This is a genomic window from Tissierella praeacuta DSM 18095 (genome assembly GCF_900128955.1).
Taxonomy (GTDB): domain Bacteria; phylum Bacillota; class Clostridia; order Tissierellales; family Tissierellaceae; genus Tissierella; species Tissierella praeacuta.
In genome coordinates, this window is the sequence record NZ_FQTY01000011.1 from 32,440 (window position 1) to 47,490 (window position 15,051).

Sequence of the window (15,051 nt, forward strand, 5' to 3'; positions counted from 1 at the left end):
CAGGAGGAAAAATAATGGAATCAACTATAAAAGAATATGACTTAACTAAGGGTATTATTTGGAAAACTTTGATAAAGTTTGCTATGCCCATTTTTTTGGGAACTCTTTTTCAAGCCTTATACTCAATGGCAGATGCAATTATTCTTGGAAGATTTGCTGGAAAAGGTGCTTTGGCAGCAATAGATTCAGTGCATACTTTAATAAATATGCCGGTTAATTTTTTTGTAGGTCTTTCATCTGGTGCTACAATTGTTATTTCTCAATATTATGGAGCAAAAAAATTTAAAAAGGTTTCTGAAGCTAGTCATAATGCTGTAACCTTTGCATTTTTAGGAGGATTATTGTTATCAATTATTGCCATTGTATTAGCTCCTTTCTTTACTCAAGTCATAGGAGTTCCCAATGAAATAATGCATGATGCTAAGAGATATCTTATTATTTATTATGCAGGGATGTCTATATCGATGCTATATAATATTGGGGCAGGAATATTAAGAGCTATAGGAAATTCAAAAACTCCTTTTTATTTTTTGATTACAGCCAATATAGTAAATATAGCTTTAGATTTGATTTTTGTAGTTATGTTTAAAATGGGTGCTGTAGGTGCAGCTATTGCTACAGTTATATCTCAAGCTGTAAGCGCAATTTTGGTAATTTTAAGATTAACTAAGACAAAATCACCTTGTAAAATATATATAAAAAAACTTAAGTTGTACAAAGAACATATGCTGGAAATTGTTAAATTAGGATTACCTATTGGATTACAAGCAACACTATTTCCAATTTCTAATACTATTGTTCAAGCAAGTATAAATAATTTTGGAGTTAATAGTATAGCAGCCTGGGCTATATGTGGGAAAATAGACTTTTTAATATGGTATGTATCGGAAGCTTTTGCTACAGCTGTATCTACTTTTGTTGCACAAAATTATGGAGCCAAAAAATTTAAACGTGCAAAAAAAGGAATTCGTGTTGGTATAATAATACCAGCAATTATACTTATAGTTATTAGTTCTACTTTATATATGGGAAGCAGAATCTTTGCTGGAATTTTAGTTAAGGATGGGGAAGTTATTGAGCTTACTTCTCAAATTATACAATTTCTTGCACCCTTATATGTATTTTATGTATTTTGTGAAGTTTTCCCTGGAGCAATACGAGGTACGGGAGAAAGTTTTAAACCAATGCTTATTACTCTTTTAGGAATTTGTGCATCTCGAATTATATGGATATTCTTTGCAGTTCCTTTACGTCCAAGCCTATTTATGGTCTTAGCTTGCTATCCTATGTCATGGATATTAACTGCAATAATATTTGCAATATTTTATATTACAAACATCTCAAAGAAATTGCAACCACTGGTGTAACTGACAAGGTTATACTTGGATAGATTACACTGAAAAAGATTATAAAATAAATAGTTTCACTGTTATAACGAAGAATATAGATAAATTGATATATTCTGATAAATAGATTAAGTGAATATAAAAAGTTGCATTAAAGAATTGCTATTAAACTGATTATATCAAATTAAAACATACTACAGGGATATACTAAATAATAGTTTAATTTCTATAAAACAATATAAAAAGCGATTAAGGAAATGATATGATACCTCCAAAGTAGATTATCTGATTAATTAAAATTAAATAATCTACTTTGGAGGTGTTTTTTATGGGAAGAAAATCACAGTATAGTAAAGAAGTCAAAATTAAAGCTTGTAATGTAAGCGGTCAATAAACCTATGGATGAGAATAATTAACCTAACCCGTGGGGATTTTGTCTTGTGAAAATATATAAGAAAGAAGGCAGTTTTTATGACAAAGTATAAAAAAGGAATCCTGATGCTGACTTGTTTTCTTATTCTCTTCATGTTTTTCTGTACAACAGCTTTTGCAGCTGGCACAGGAGATTTAGCTGGTGCAATTGGGGGTACATGGCGTGATGCTTCAGGGCAAATTAAAACTGTGGTAAATAAGGTAGTCTTTCCCGCAATCGATATAACTTTAGCTGTATTTTGATTATCGCAAACATGGTCAAGTTGAGTGGAGTGATCCGGCAATTTTATTTGCCTGTTTGATGTTCACCTTAACGGCACCGCTCTATATTTGGCGCATATTGGGTATGTAAAAGCAAAGGCACTGTGCTAAATCGAATAGTACAGTACCTTATTTGCGTAATTAGATAGATTTTATTGGGTGGATAAAGTTAGTCACTGATGGAGGGTGTGCTCATAATCTAAAAATAGAAAAAACTTAAAACTAACGCTTAGTGTGATTATAAAGCATTATAATCAATCCCATTCCAGAAATACTCCTAATAGATAGCGTGCTATGAGATCAGTTACTATTAAAGAACTTTTTAGATAAAGCTCCTCCTGTAATAGATATGCCTGCACTCAATAATAATCTCTTAATGAATGTGGCAACCATAGCCTTAGGAAATGCAATAGCTGACACAACAATGGTTACTAAATCTACTAGTTTCCCTGCAAATAATCTAACTGTATATGAAGGAAGTCCCAGCCTAGATGTATATGATACATCTAAAGAATAATGCACTGTACCTTCATACATGTTTGAGCTTCTGTAATTTATTCTACCTAATTTTGTTTTGTTATAACTAAAAGCTTGTTATTTTTGTGAGTTCATTCTACTTAGAGGTATAAGATAATATTGTGATAGACTCTCCATTGTTTTTTCGCTCAACTGCAAAAATAGAATTTTCACGTTCAATTCTTTGTGTTTTTGGTAGTTTAGAATAGTCAATCACAGCAACTTGATATGGAATATAGAAATAGCTTTCAACTTTATTTTCCTCACAAAATATGATTAAGCTCTGACCATCACCATACTCAATCGATTTATTAGCAATTCGACTGAAATTAATATTGTATTGTTTCTTAATTTCACTTGAGTCTGTATATGGTGAAACAACCACTATGTTATTCCAATCTCCAGTAACTAATTCATCAAAATTAACACTGGATAATCCGGAAATTTCTGTTTTTATTTTATGGGGTATACTGCTTTCTCTTAATAAATAAACTGAATTATAATACAAAGTTGTTATTAATATAAAGCTAAATATACCTAAAACAAAAAAAGTTTTTCTACTCATTTTCTAGACCCCACGGAATTTGTTTTTACCAAATAGTTTTTAGTGCCGATATCCGAACCTTTAAAACGTCGGAACTCTCCATTTTTCACTGCATCATTTATAAGTACTAGCGCTATATCAATTATAACATCAGAAGGTGCATTTGATGGGATTTTTGTTGCTTTGTTAATGCCCACATCGTTGTTAAACAAATCCATTTTTCTTGCTAACGCACTGCCCGGATAGTCATCTTCATGTGCCACACCAAACTCTCTTGCATATGCAGCACCTGCATCTCTCGCCGATAATATCATCCAGAGAGCATGACGAAACGCATCAGAATTATCATCCTCGTATTTAGAGGTAGAGTTATAATATTTCTTATAATATGACATAGCTGTTTTTGCAGCTGATAATACAGATATCCCCTTAAATAAACTTTTATTGAAAACTCTCTTCTCATTAGTTCTTAATCTGTTTTTTATAATGGGCAAATCACCATAAGAGCGAGTATTTAAATTACCGTTAAAAACAATACTTCCATTACTATTTACCCGAATAATTTTCTTGTCTAACCATCCTGCAATACTCTAATCTTGATTTTTTGTTCAAGATTCTCATCAGTTATGGTTGGCTCATTATATTTTATACTCTGAATAAAATTGTTTAAATCATCAATCTCTAGTCTTTCAACAATAGTCGCATAATCTATCTGCTGATTAAGAAAAGGATTCATGTCCAATTTACTTGCAAAAGTAGGAACGCTTAAACTCATTATCATTGATAATGTTATTATAAAACTTATTATTTTTGTAGTCAACTTTTTCATATAAAGTCCTCACTTTCTAAATTTAATTTATATATATCTGATTATATTTTCTTTCTTAAACCATTGGAATCACTCTCCTTAAAGTTACTTTGCTTATATGCCTTCACTTATATAACGCACGAGGAGGAAAAAGGGGACAATCTTTTTCAAAATAATAAGCCGTTGTTTCAGATATCTCTATCTTATCTAAAGTAATTCCTTCTGTGTCAAAATATATTTTTGTATCAGAAAGGCTCATAAAGATATTAAGGGTATTACCATCTTCACTAATGTATTCATATAGCATTAAACTTGGTTGTTCTATCATATTCTGCAACTGGAAACCATCTGTAATATATTGTGGAGAATACTTTTGTAACTCCCGTATAGTTAATTTTTTATCATTCTTTAACTCAAAGATACTATATTTTTCAAAGGTTTCAATGACCCACGAAATAACTTTTTCTCTAAATTCAGCATTTGCAACCATAGTCACTGAAAAGGTCATAATTATAATACAAGCCGCGACAGCTATTGATTTTCTAATTTTTTTAATATTCTTTGCAAACGTAGGTAGAAGCACAACTTTAGCATTTTCATCACTATTAACTTCCTGTTCTATATATTCTTTTAAGGCTATTTTACAAATTGCTGTCATTGCCGTTATTGATAAGATTTCATTTTCATTGCACCCTGCCAGATAGGAAACTATCTTTCTGTAATGAAATAAATATCCACTTGGATTTTAAATTTCTCGGTATCGCACCTATTTTCTACAACTTTGAGATTAGTGTTGTTTGCCCATATAGAGCAGTAGGCTTGCTGTGCCAAGGATGTTGCTCATAATGGTTAGTATGATATGTTTCTTTTCTTTATAAGATGTGTTACTAAGACTGATATTACACACACTACCACATTAATTATAACTATAACTGGTTGAACTGTTCCATAAATTAAACGAGTAGAAACTAAAAGAATCAAAAGTGAAAGTAAAGGAATAAGCCAATTGTTTTTAATATTTTTCCCCGTCAGGGAGCTTGTGTATATGAAAAAAGTAGGATTTAAAATATACAACGTAAGTAATATAAAGGGAAATCCCCAATCTGAAGGTAAATAGTTTACCCCAATAAGAGGTAGTGCTATAAAAAGAATACTAGCTAATAAAAGCGTTTTTAAGGTTAATTTCATTGACTCAATTTCCTCTGTCAAATATAAATTTCACCTAATGGGTACTTTTTCAAATACTATCATTCGTAAAAGTTTTGTTCAGTAGATATATAAAATAAGTTTAGCATATTAAAGCAGCAGCTTCAACGCACAAATTATAAACAATGGAAATGGGAAGGAATATGAAAACGGAAACCTGTTCACCGGCCTTTTGCAAGGATACTCTGGCGAATTTTAGGGATGTAGGCATAAAGAGCCACTATACAGATATAAAACTGTAGTGGCTCAATTTGTTTTGTAAGAGTTTTACAGAATACGGGCATGAGCAATTAGAGAATAAGCGATATTTCTTGTTTTAACAATAATTAACCCAAGTAAAAATGCGGCAGCAGAATGCCATATCCAGAATAACAATGCTTGAATAACACAATGGGCACACGGTTCTAAGCCATGTGCCAGTTTGCTGTAATACTTTCATTTTAAATGTCGACAGGTGTTTTAGCAGATGCTTGTTCTGTGCAGTTGCGTTTAAATAAACGGTAGATTACAAAGCACATAGGGATAATCATGGCAAGGGAAACCATATTGAGGGTAAAAACTCCTGCCTCTGAAGGGATAAAGCTCTGTATCGCACCGATGAGGTTGTTTGCCCCATGTACGAGAATGGGATACATAAGGTTATTCGTCTTCTCGTAAATTATGGCAGCGACTATTCCCATAAATGTAGTATAAACAGCCTGAACCATATTCATGTGATAGGCTCCGAACATTGTCGCTGACAGTATGATCGGAACCCATCCGGAGATAACCTTACGTATGGAGCGAAATACTATTCCTCGGAAAAGAATCTCTTCTATGAGAGGTGCGGCAATAACGGCAATCAGAATTACACCTAAACTACTTCCACCGCCGATTTCCTTGTTTGCTGCATCCATTGCGGCAAGGCTTCCCTGAAGAGCGGGTATTTTTTCAGCCAGCATAATCCAGAGATAAGAGACTCCTGAAACTCCTGCAACTGCGACGAGACTTATTGCCGAATCCTTGAGATTCGGCACAGTTCTTATTTCATCTTTGCCTTTCCTGAACGCCAACTTGTAGATAATAAAGAAGATAAGCATCAGTATCACATCTACAAGAATTTCAGCTAAATAAGAAAACTTCATAAACTGTTCCTCTGGTATATGAAAAATATTTACAAACAAATAGTAAATGCCGTAGAGAAAGATACTTGATGTAAGAAAGTGTCCCGCTATGGCAAGTATTGGGAGTGCGGCAAACCAGATTTTTCGTCTAACATCTATATTGTTTTTAGTCATGTCTTGCCTCCCGATTACTTATTGTCCTTATTGTTGTTTAATTCCTGAATTTGCCTATCAATTTCGTCTATTCTTTTAATATCATCAAAAAGAGTTTTTAGCTCATCTTTGGTAAAAGAATCCTTTGCAGCTTCTATCTGAGCTTTCAAGTATTCAGCGTAGGTAGTATCACCCATCTGTTCAACATTGCTTTTCTCCATATGGTCGAATACCTTGTCCCAAACATCCTTGTGTTCTAAGAAGATATTGTTTTCCTCTGTCACAAGTGCTTCGATTTTATCGTCAAGTGTTTTCTCAGAGGAAACAGAGGATGAAATTGTTTTGCCGGCCTTCACATCGTCGACCATTTTAAGGATATCGTCCATTTTCTTTTCATCTTCAATGCTTCCTACAATGGGTTCTCCGATGATATTACCGTTTTTATCAACCATAACGGTGGTGGGGAAAGCAAAGATTTTTCCGATATAGTCCTTTGCTTCTTGTCCGCCACTGATAAACAAATTCCTATATGTGGCACCCTGCTTTGAAAGGATTTCCTTTGCCTCTGCAAGTGACTTGTCGCTTTCTCCGGCCTCCACATTTACACCTACAAGTTCAGCGCCCTTTTCACGGAGCTTGGTGTTTAACTCTTCCAGTGCAGGCATCTCATTGACACATGCGGAGCAGCCGTTGAACCAGAAGTTAAGAAGAGTTACCTCGTTTTTGCTGAACAGGGTCTCATCAACACTATTGCCCTCAAAATCTGTTCCCTGAAATTTCGGGAAGGCTTTAGTTTGCTTTGTTCCGTCTGTTGAGGAGGGGGAGCTGACTGTGCTATTGCTGCTGCATGCAGCCAGCGAAAAAGTCATCATTATTATTATAAGTATGGATACGATTCTTTTAATTACTTTCATTTTTTATCTCTCCAATCTGATTTATTATTTTATCTTTCTTTAGTTCAAGAGGACTTTTAAATCCCCAGTGGACGCTGATTGCCTTTGTTGGGCACACCTTTATGCACTCTCCGCAGCGGATACACTCTGAGTGGGAGGTGTTTTTAGTGATGTCCACATCCATTTTGCAGGTTCTGCTGCATTTTCCGCAGGAAATGCATTTGTGCTTGTCCACATTGTAGTCAAGAAGCGAAACCTTGTTAAACAGTGCATAGAACGCACCCAGTGGGCACAGCCATTTGCAGAAGGGACGGTAGAACAGCACACTGAGAATTATAATCCCAACTAGTATTCCGAATTTCCAAGCAAAGAGACTCCCAAGTGTTGCCCTAATACTGCTGTCAACTAGGGAAAGGGGTATGCCGCCTTCCAATATCCCCTGGGGGCAGATATATTTACAGAAGTATGGTGAGCCGATTCCGGCTTTGTTTGTTATAAGGATTGGCAATGCAACTACCACAATGGCGAGAACGCCGTACTTAATGTAGCGCAGAGCCTTAAGCTTTTTGGTGCTGAACTTCTTCGTTGGAATCTTATGAAGCAGATCCTGAAACCATCCGAAGGGGCAAAGGAAGCCACAAATAAACCTTCCGAGCATTATGCCGAAAAAAATCAGTATACCAGTTATATAATAGGAAAAACTGAACTTGGAGGAACCCACCACGGCCTGAAAAGATCCGATGGGGCAGGCTCCCGTTGCAGCCGGACATGAGTAGCAGTTAAGTCCAGGCACACATACCTGCTTGACCTTTCCATTATATAAAGCTCCCTTCAGAAAATTTGGCAGATGGATGTTTGTCAGAAGCGTGGCAAACGTTTGAATGGTATTCCTTTTTTTAAAAAAATTCTTGAATGAAATTTTCTTCACTTTAGCCTTATCCAATTCCAACACACTCCAAACACAGACGAATTGCTTTCGCAAACACGGTTTCGACCTCTCCACGGTATGCACCTAAACCCACAAAGGCGATTGCCGTAATAATCAGCATCAGCTGCACTGTAAATTTTATTTGTGCCGAATATTTACCGATAGAATTCATTTGTTATCCCTCCTCTGTTTTTTTGATTTGATTTTTTCTGACAACAGAAGTATAGCAAATTGAGTATAAATTTCCTGTTAAGATAAAAACAATTCTTAAATCAATTTAGCAGAAATTTTATTTCCCATATGTTATAATATTTTTGAAAACTTGGTTTTAAATATGATAAGCTTTTCTGCAATCTGCCGAGTGCTTTTCCGGCAGTAAGTAAAAATAGAGCACAATGAAAGGAGTGTATATCGAATATGAGAATATTGGTAGTCGAGGACGAAAAGACCCTCTGCGAGACAATTGCAAAGGGACTGCGGCTTGACGGGTATGAGGTGGACACCTGCTTCGACGGGGAAGATGCTTGGGATATGATACTGTCGGAGAGTTATGATCTTATAATATTAGATTTGAATCTTCCGGGAATGGATGGAATGGAAGTACTTCAAAATATTCGCATGGAGGATGCAGAAACTAACATACTTATACTTTCTGCAAGAGGCCAGCTTCAGGACAAAATAGACGGACTCGATGGAGGGGCGAACGATTATCTGTGTAAGCCCTTTCATTTTGAGGAACTGGAAGCTCGTGTGCGAAGCCTTACGCGAAGACGTGTCGTTCAGAATAATCTTGTTCTCGAGTGTGGAGAAATTTCCCTTGATACAAAGGCACGCACTGCTTTTGCAAGGGGTGTAGAGCTATCACTTACGCGAAAAGAGCTGGGTCTTTTGGAGTATCTTATGCTCCATCAGGAGCACCCAGTAAGCCAGGAAGAGCTTATACAGCATGTGTGGGATGGAAGCGTGGACAGTTTCAGCAATTCCATCCGTGTGCATATTTCTGCGCTTCGCAAGAAGTTGAGAGCGGTCTTGGGATATGATCCGATTACTAATCGCATCGGGCAGGGCTACCTGATAGGAGGTATGTCTGAATGAAAAAAAGGCTCTCCCTTCAGTGGAAACTCACATTAATGACTGCATTTCTGGTAATTGTAGCCTGTCTTACCCTTAGCTACTTTATCAGCAGATCGGCTGTACTATATATGGATGATATTGAGGATTCGGTAATAGCCATATTCCCAAAGGAACTATTTTCGGAGGACTCCTCAGTAAATGTTGAATTATATATTGATACGACGGCGAATCTTTCTGACATGGTTAAAAACACACAGGTGGAATTTTGGGGGAAGAGTCTGCTCATAACATCAATTATCACGCTAATAAGCAGTACCCTGATATACTTTATCGTAGGATACGCGCTGCGCCCGCTTAAGAAACTTGGCAGGCAGATCCAAGATATTCAGGCAAAAAACATGCAGCAGCCCATTGCTTTAGAGAGTAACTCTATTGAAATTCTGCGTCTTATCGACGCTTTTAACGGAATGCTCAAAAGGCTTAACAATGCCTTTTCCGCACAGAGGCAGTTTTCCGCTAACGCCGCCCACGAACTTCGCACCCCTCTTGCGGTTATGCAGACCAAAGTTGAGGTGTTTGAAAAAAACAAGAACCCTGGAAATGATGACTATCAAGAGGCAATAGACATGGTTAAGATACAGACCGACCGTTTATCCCATGTAATAGACATCCTTTTGGAAATGACCGAGCTTCAGTCAGCAAAAAGAAGTGACCATATCTCACTTGCAGAGCTGACCGAAGAGGTTATCTGCGATTTAGTGGCTGTGGGGGATAAAAAGGGCATAAGCCTTACTCAGAAACCCGGCGATGCACAGATTATGGGCAGTGATATGCTGATATACAGAGCAATCTATAATCTAATTGAAAACGCAATTAAATATAATCATCAAGGCGGCGAGGTTTCGGTTGAAATCAAAGAGAATGATGAATATGCCAGGGTAATTGTCTCCGATACGGGTTCGGGAATCGATAAAAATGACTGGGAGCAGATATTCGAACCGTTTTTCAGAGTGGATAAGTCAAGAAGCCGCGCTATGGGAGGTGCGGGCCTTGGATTGGCACTTGTACGAGAAATCGCCCGCCAGCATGGTGGGGATGTTTGTGTCCTTCAAAGCTCAGCACAGGGAACACAAATTGAGCTGAGTCTTTTGTTGGGTTAACATTATAAAGATATCTTTGCTCGGTGAATGTAAGGAGGGATGTAATATGAACAAAATCATATATATAGCAGATGATGAACAAAATATCCGGGAATTGCTCAAAGACTTTTTGAAGGATGATTATGAAGTGGAAGTTTTTGAGACAGGGGACGCACTGATGAAACGCTTTGATGCTGCTCCAGCGAACCTTGTGATTCTTGATATCATGATGCCAGGAACAGATGGGTTTACGATCTGCTCAAAGATTCGTAAAACATCTGATATCCCAATTATTTTATTAACAGCAAAGGACATGGATGCTGACTATATTACCGGCTTTACAATGGGGTGCGATGACTATTTTATCAAACCATTTTCCCCTATTAAGCTGGTCATGCGGGTGAAGGCCATTTTTAACCGGGCGGAGAATTGGTCAGGAGAAAGCAGCCGGGATAAAGATCTGTCATTTGGAGATATTACACTGCATGTCAGTCAAAAATTGGCCTTTTGCCGGGAACAAGAGCTAAAGCTTACCAATACAGAGTATGCACTTCTGATTTTCCTGTTTGAAAACAGGGATCGAGCCGTATCCAGAGAGGAACTCCTCAATTCTATCTGGGGATATGATGAGTCAGTGGAAACACGGGCAACTGACGACACCGTCAAACGGCTTCGAAGAAAAATGGCAGCTTGCTCCAGTAATGTTATCATTGAAACCGTTTGGGGATATGGATTTCGTCTAACAGAGGAACAACCACTATGAGAATACGTCCAACATTAAAATCTTCTCTATTTATAAGCCCCTCACTGATAATAATTGGTGCCTTTGCCATTATTCTATTGGCATTCAATATTATAGTATCCCAATATACTAACCGCATCGCTTCCGAACATATCGACAGCCAGTTCTCGACATTTTCGTTATACAGCAAAAATGAAGAGAATTGGTGGAAGTTCACGAAGAACGAAAGCGGATATGGGCTGACAACGGCATATGTCGTACTGGATGAATCAGAAAAAGCAATAGACCCCAGTCCCCCTTGGCCGAACCCAGAGGAAGAAGCCATGACGGAATACATCACCTCGCTTTATCAACAAAACCGCCATGATTTGCGTGATGGAAAAATGCTATCCTTTACCCATGAGAGCCAAGCCTACCGCATTCAGATGGGGACATATTATGGTTACTACGATGGGTATATGATCTTTGAAGATGAAAAGAACCAAGAGAATCACCAATACGATATTCTTGTATTTACAAATGTTACTCCCCTGGTTTCATTTGGAGCAACTGTCAATCAAATTCTCTGGATTCTGATGGCAGGTGTACTTTTGCTTACTTTGTTTTTAATGTTTCTTAGGTCTTATAAGCTAGACGCGGCCTTTAAAGCGCTGAACGCTTTTATATTTCGAGCTGGGAAGCGGGAGACATTGCCGAGAAATCCTGCTTTTGTATATAAAGAATTTTATCAGGTAGCTAGAACGATTCTCGCAATGATAGATATGATTGATCAGGCAGAAAATGCACAGAAACAGTTCTTCGCCAATGCTTCCCACGAGCTGAAAACACCCCTTATGTCCATTCAAGGGTATGCCGAAGGCTTACAGTCGGGGGTAATCAAAGATAAGGAAAAGTGTTTGTCAGTCATCATTCACGAGACTCAGAAAATGTCACTGCTGATCAATGATATTTTATTGTTGTCTCGAATGGATGCGGCAAATCACCATATGCCCCATGAAGTATTTGATCTTCGGGAACTGGTTTTATATTGTACTGGAACCATTGAAACGACTGCACAGAAAAACAATATTGCTCTTCAGTTTAATGTAGCCGATACCCCCATTCCTTGCTGTGGTGACGAGTCTGAAATGGAGCGAGCTGTGCTCAATATTCTTACCAATGCTTTACGCTATGCAAAAACAGTAATACACATTACATGCAGGCAAACTGACGAGGGTGCCATCATTACTATTGAGGACGACGGCACCGGAATATCTTCAAAAGATCTTCCCCATATATTTGAAAGGTTTTATAAAGGTTCTGGTGGGAATTTTGGAATAGGCCTGTCTATTACGCAGGAGGTGGTTCAGCAGCATCATGGGAAAATTACTGTAGATTCAAGTCCAGGAAAAACAATATTTCGCATTCTATTACCGGTGCATCAATAGGTGTTTCTCCACAATGTTTCAGCTTGCCACAAATCTGCCATAATTTTCATGCACTCTTTCGGAGATTTCCAAGGATTGGATGTATATAATCATAATTAAGTTAAGTAACCAACCTCACATTGAGGTAAGCTAAAAAAACATATTAAAAGGAGGAACTTCAATATGAAATACTTGAATTATTTATCGAAGACTAAAAACGTTGTTACATGCGGCCTGTTGGCCACTATGGTTCTTGCGGGAAGCTCTGTTTCCGCTTTTGCTGCCGAAGTCCCTGGCGGCTATGGTTCCCACATCAACCCAGTCAACCCCGAATACCAGCAGGTTGAAACCATTGCTCAACCTACTGATGAATCTATGGCGGATTTTGTCAAAACACTATATATGCTGACCAAAGAGGAAAAGGCTTTGTTGGTAGAAACTGAAAATGCCAAGGCACCTTACTACGAGCAGATGAATGAGCTAAATAGGCAGATTGATGAAAAGACAGCTATGATTGTAAAGCAAGCAGATCCAATTTTTAATCAGATTTTCAAAATCAAAAACGCGCACGAAAATCTATGGACTAAGTTGGATACCCACGAAAACCAAGCCCAGAAAACAGTGGGACATGATTATATCAAGTTCATTCAGCTTTCTGATGTCTTGACGAAGTCAGAAAAAGAACTGTTGATTCGTGAACAGAAGAAGATCGATAAGCTCTACGAAAAAGTGGATACCTATTATGCTCAGGCAGAAGAGGCCACTGCTGATTTAAAGACACAGCTAGAGGCAGTGATTTCCAACATTCAGAAAATTGATTCCAAGACGACTTCTATCTGGGGCAAAGTTTACGCTAAGTAAAACTGTAATTCCAGCGAAATATGGCTCTTACTAATATATAATAGAAAAAAAGCTCGGCATTTGCCGGGCTTTTTCTCTATATTTCGATAAATTTTGCTCAGATGACTGGACTGCTTTGCAGAGTTCTGGCACATGTATAATAGAAAAAGTTACTACCGAAGGTGTTGCTTATTTTGCTCGTTTCGTGATAGCAAACACAATATCAACTGCTGGATTTTTTCCAACACTTTTATCAGTATGATATTCATATTCCAGATTTTGTGCATCATAATCACTCTGTGGCAACCATTTTGTATAAAAATAGCGTTTTGCCTCTCCAACGGCTAATCACCACAGCATACCAAACTGTGGCTTGACCGTAATAACCCCATAGAAGCCGCAGGGTAGAACAAGTGATCGTCAGGGCAATGTCATAGGGGAGCCTATAACAGGTTCAATTGATACTCAGTCACAAATTGATGACTTAAACAAAAAAATTGATAAAATTATGGAGAAAGACTTACAATAGGAGAATAGAAATTGTGTGGCGGCATTGAGTAATTATACTGGACATCAATCTTCCAAAACCAGAATACGCTCTTTGCTTCGCCGAAAAGCAGTGCAGGAAAACACGGTTCTACACTGTGGTGAATTGTCATTTGATACAATCAGTAGGATTGCCTATGTTAATGGTGATGAAATCAAATTGACAAGAAAAGAAACTGAGATTCTTGAATATCTATTGTTGCATTTGGCACAGTATGTCACTCAAGAAGAATTATTGGAGCATGTTTGGGATAGTGAAGCGGACAGTTTCAGCAATGCTGTTCGTGTTCATATGTCAGGTCTGCGGAAAAAGCTAAAAGAGAGCACAGGTAGAAATATGATTACTAATGTAATTGGAAAGGGGTATTTGATCAGTGAAGAGTAAAAAAACACTATACGTTAATGAATGAAACGGGAGAGGAATTAAAAAATGTGATTGTGGACTTACAAGAAAATGACATTTTGCTTCTGATTGTGGATGATGCTCAGCTCAAGTCAATCACTGAATTTCAAATATATTCTTTTTCTGTAATGATTGCAACTATCCTGCTTGGCTCGTTGGCATTTTTTCTTATTATCATGCATGTAATTAAGCCTTTGAAGGTTCTAACAGAAAAGGTTTTTCTAATTAATATTGATAGTGTGGAGAGTCTGCGTAATGACATCGTAATGTCTAAAGGCGGATATGAATTGGAGAAGCTTTCCCAGAGCTTTGATGCAGTACTGAATAAGATCTATGAAAGCTATGAAAAGCAAAAACAATTCAGTGCAAATGTTGCTAATGAACTTCGTACAAAAATTGATGTTTTCAAGAAAAAGCAGACCCTAAAGGATATAGAAATTGAAGACTTTATTTCCACCATGGAAAACAATGTGACCCGATTATCAGGATTGGTAGAGGGTATTTTGTTTTTGAGCAGAGATGCCCAGCCCCAATATTCACAAGTAAATGTACGGGCACTTTTAGAGGAATCAAGAAACCGAGTTACAGGAGGCTATGGTATCGGGCTAGCTTTGGTGCAAAATATAATTACAAGATAGATTGTCTTTATTGGCAAGTTTTTTATAGAAAAATCATTTTAATAGAAACTTTATACCCTGTTTGTTAAACTGA

17 protein-coding genes and 1 pseudogene are annotated in these 15,051 nt (G+C 37.3%); 9 read left to right on the forward strand and 9 right to left on the reverse strand.

The genetic code is table 11. The features are described from left to right. Positions 1 to 14: 14 nt before the first annotated feature. Positions 15 to 1,367, forward strand: a complete 1,353-nt coding sequence (locus BUB33_RS10955; protein ID WP_072976306.1) for an MATE family efflux transporter — start codon at positions 15 to 17, stop codon at positions 1,365 to 1,367. Positions 1,368 to 1,871: 504 nt separating this feature from the next. Continuing rightward, a pseudogene (locus tag BUB33_RS16855) lies at positions 1,872 to 2,130 on the forward strand (DUF3852 domain-containing protein). Positions 2,131 to 2,339: 209 nt separating this feature from the next. Here the strand turns inward: BUB33_RS16855 and BUB33_RS10965 are convergent. The 9 genes from BUB33_RS10965 to BUB33_RS11010 all read right to left on the reverse strand — a co-directional run bounded on the left by BUB33_RS10965 (position 2,340) and on the right by BUB33_RS11010 (position 8,311). After that, positions 2,340 to 2,576: a hypothetical protein gene (locus BUB33_RS10965; protein ID WP_072976307.1), complete on the reverse strand. Its 237-nt coding sequence runs from the start codon at positions 2,574 to 2,576 to the stop codon at positions 2,340 to 2,342. A gap of 76 nt (positions 2,577 to 2,652) precedes the next feature. Beyond that, the gene (locus tag BUB33_RS10970) at positions 2,653 to 3,120 is read right to left on the reverse strand and encodes a hypothetical protein (protein ID WP_072976308.1); all 468 of its coding nucleotides are present in this window, start codon (positions 3,118 to 3,120) and stop codon (positions 2,653 to 2,655) included. Beyond that, positions 3,117 to 3,593, reverse strand: coding sequence for a DUF6973 domain-containing protein (locus BUB33_RS10975; RefSeq protein WP_132984256.1), 477 nt, complete (start codon positions 3,591 to 3,593; stop codon positions 3,117 to 3,119). The genes BUB33_RS10970 and BUB33_RS10975 overlap by 4 nt, the downstream gene beginning before the upstream one ends. A gap of 77 nt (positions 3,594 to 3,670) precedes the next feature. Further along, positions 3,671 to 3,928, reverse strand: coding sequence for a hypothetical protein (locus tag BUB33_RS10980; protein ID WP_072976310.1), 258 nt, complete (start codon positions 3,926 to 3,928; stop codon positions 3,671 to 3,673). Between the two features lie 103 nt (positions 3,929 to 4,031). Next, positions 4,032 to 4,565, reverse strand: coding sequence for a DUF4367 domain-containing protein (locus BUB33_RS10985; protein ID WP_072976311.1), 534 nt, complete (start codon positions 4,563 to 4,565; stop codon positions 4,032 to 4,034). A 988-nt stretch (positions 4,566 to 5,553) separates the two neighbouring features. Continuing rightward, positions 5,554 to 6,390 carry a CPBP family intramembrane glutamic endopeptidase gene (locus tag BUB33_RS10995; protein WP_072976313.1) on the reverse strand — a complete coding sequence of 279 codons (837 nt, stop codon included), beginning with the start codon at positions 6,388 to 6,390 and terminating at the stop codon, positions 5,554 to 5,556. Positions 6,391 to 6,404: 14 nt separating this feature from the next. After that, positions 6,405 to 7,283 (reverse strand): TlpA family protein disulfide reductase, encoded by an 879-nt coding sequence (locus BUB33_RS11000; RefSeq protein ID WP_072976314.1) that lies wholly within the window; start codon positions 7,281 to 7,283, stop codon positions 6,405 to 6,407. Next, positions 7,270 to 8,211 carry a 4Fe-4S binding protein gene (locus BUB33_RS11005; protein ID WP_200778202.1) on the reverse strand — a complete coding sequence of 314 codons (942 nt, stop codon included), beginning with the start codon at positions 8,209 to 8,211 and terminating at the stop codon, positions 7,270 to 7,272. Before BUB33_RS11005 ends, BUB33_RS11000 begins: the two co-directional genes overlap by 14 nt. Beyond that, complete coding sequence (locus tag BUB33_RS11010; RefSeq protein WP_234950039.1) at positions 8,198 to 8,311, reverse strand: CD1871A family CXXC motif-containing protein; 114 nt, start codon at positions 8,309 to 8,311, stop codon at positions 8,198 to 8,200. The genes BUB33_RS11005 and BUB33_RS11010 overlap by 14 nt, the downstream gene beginning before the upstream one ends. 296 nt (positions 8,312 to 8,607) lie before the next feature. Here BUB33_RS11010 and BUB33_RS11015 point away from each other — a divergent pair, with 296 nt between their 5' ends. The 7 genes from BUB33_RS11015 (at position 8,608) to BUB33_RS11045 (ending at position 14,978) form a co-directional block, all read left to right on the forward strand. Continuing rightward, positions 8,608 to 9,285, forward strand: coding sequence for a response regulator transcription factor (locus tag BUB33_RS11015; protein ID WP_072976317.1), 678 nt, complete (start codon positions 8,608 to 8,610; stop codon positions 9,283 to 9,285). Continuing rightward, positions 9,282 to 10,424, forward strand: a complete 1,143-nt coding sequence (locus BUB33_RS11020; RefSeq protein WP_072976318.1) for a sensor histidine kinase — start codon at positions 9,282 to 9,284, stop codon at positions 10,422 to 10,424. The genes BUB33_RS11015 and BUB33_RS11020 overlap by 4 nt, the downstream gene beginning before the upstream one ends. 46 nt (positions 10,425 to 10,470) lie before the next feature. Beyond that, positions 10,471 to 11,166 (forward strand): response regulator transcription factor, encoded by a 696-nt coding sequence (locus BUB33_RS11025; RefSeq protein ID WP_072976319.1) that lies wholly within the window; start codon positions 10,471 to 10,473, stop codon positions 11,164 to 11,166. Continuing rightward, positions 11,163 to 12,572, forward strand: coding sequence for a sensor histidine kinase (locus BUB33_RS11030; RefSeq protein WP_072976320.1), 1,410 nt, complete (start codon positions 11,163 to 11,165; stop codon positions 12,570 to 12,572). Before BUB33_RS11025 ends, BUB33_RS11030 begins: the two co-directional genes overlap by 4 nt. 162 nt (positions 12,573 to 12,734) lie before the next feature. Next, a complete protein-coding gene (locus BUB33_RS11035) occupies positions 12,735 to 13,412 on the forward strand; it encodes a hypothetical protein (protein ID WP_072976321.1) in 678 nt (225 codons plus the stop codon). Between the two features lie 523 nt (positions 13,413 to 13,935). Further along, a complete protein-coding gene (locus tag BUB33_RS11040; RefSeq protein WP_072976322.1) occupies positions 13,936 to 14,322 on the forward strand; it encodes a winged helix-turn-helix domain-containing protein in 387 nt (128 codons plus the stop codon). Positions 14,323 to 14,339: 17 nt separating this feature from the next. Beyond that, positions 14,340 to 14,978: a sensor histidine kinase gene (locus BUB33_RS11045; RefSeq protein ID WP_072976323.1), complete on the forward strand. Its 639-nt coding sequence runs from the start codon at positions 14,340 to 14,342 to the stop codon at positions 14,976 to 14,978. The last annotated feature ends 73 nt before the right edge of the window (positions 14,979 to 15,051 follow it).

Coding starts and splice junctions, on each gene's coding strand:
- BUB33_RS10955 (WP_072976306.1), top strand. CDS start 15: ATGGAATCAACTATAAAAGAATATGACTTAACTAAGGGTATTATTTGG.
- BUB33_RS10965 (WP_072976307.1), bottom strand. CDS start 2,576: ATGTATGAAGGTACAGTGCATTATTCTTTAGATGTATCATATACATCT.
- BUB33_RS10970 (WP_072976308.1), bottom strand. CDS start 3,120: ATGAGTAGAAAAACTTTTTTTGTTTTAGGTATATTTAGCTTTATATTA.
- BUB33_RS10980 (WP_072976310.1), bottom strand. CDS start 3,928: ATGAAAAAGTTGACTACAAAAATAATAAGTTTTATAATAACATTATCA.
- BUB33_RS10985 (WP_072976311.1), bottom strand. CDS start 4,565: ATGACAGCAATTTGTAAAATAGCCTTAAAAGAATATATAGAACAGGAA.
- BUB33_RS10995 (WP_072976313.1), bottom strand. CDS start 6,390: ATGACTAAAAACAATATAGATGTTAGACGAAAAATCTGGTTTGCCGCA.
- BUB33_RS11000 (WP_072976314.1), bottom strand. CDS start 7,283: ATGAAAGTAATTAAAAGAATCGTATCCATACTTATAATAATAATGATG.
- BUB33_RS11010 (WP_234950039.1), bottom strand. CDS start 8,311: ATGCTGATTATTACGGCAATCGCCTTTGTGGGTTTAGGTGCATACCGT.
- BUB33_RS11015 (WP_072976317.1), top strand. CDS start 8,608: ATGAGAATATTGGTAGTCGAGGACGAAAAGACCCTCTGCGAGACAATT.
- BUB33_RS11020 (WP_072976318.1), top strand. CDS start 9,282: ATGAAAAAAAGGCTCTCCCTTCAGTGGAAACTCACATTAATGACTGCA.
- BUB33_RS11025 (WP_072976319.1), top strand. CDS start 10,471: ATGAACAAAATCATATATATAGCAGATGATGAACAAAATATCCGGGAA.
- BUB33_RS11030 (WP_072976320.1), top strand. CDS start 11,163: ATGAGAATACGTCCAACATTAAAATCTTCTCTATTTATAAGCCCCTCA.
- BUB33_RS11035 (WP_072976321.1), top strand. CDS start 12,735: ATGAAATACTTGAATTATTTATCGAAGACTAAAAACGTTGTTACATGC.
- BUB33_RS11045 (WP_072976323.1), top strand. CDS start 14,340: ATGAATGAAACGGGAGAGGAATTAAAAAATGTGATTGTGGACTTACAA.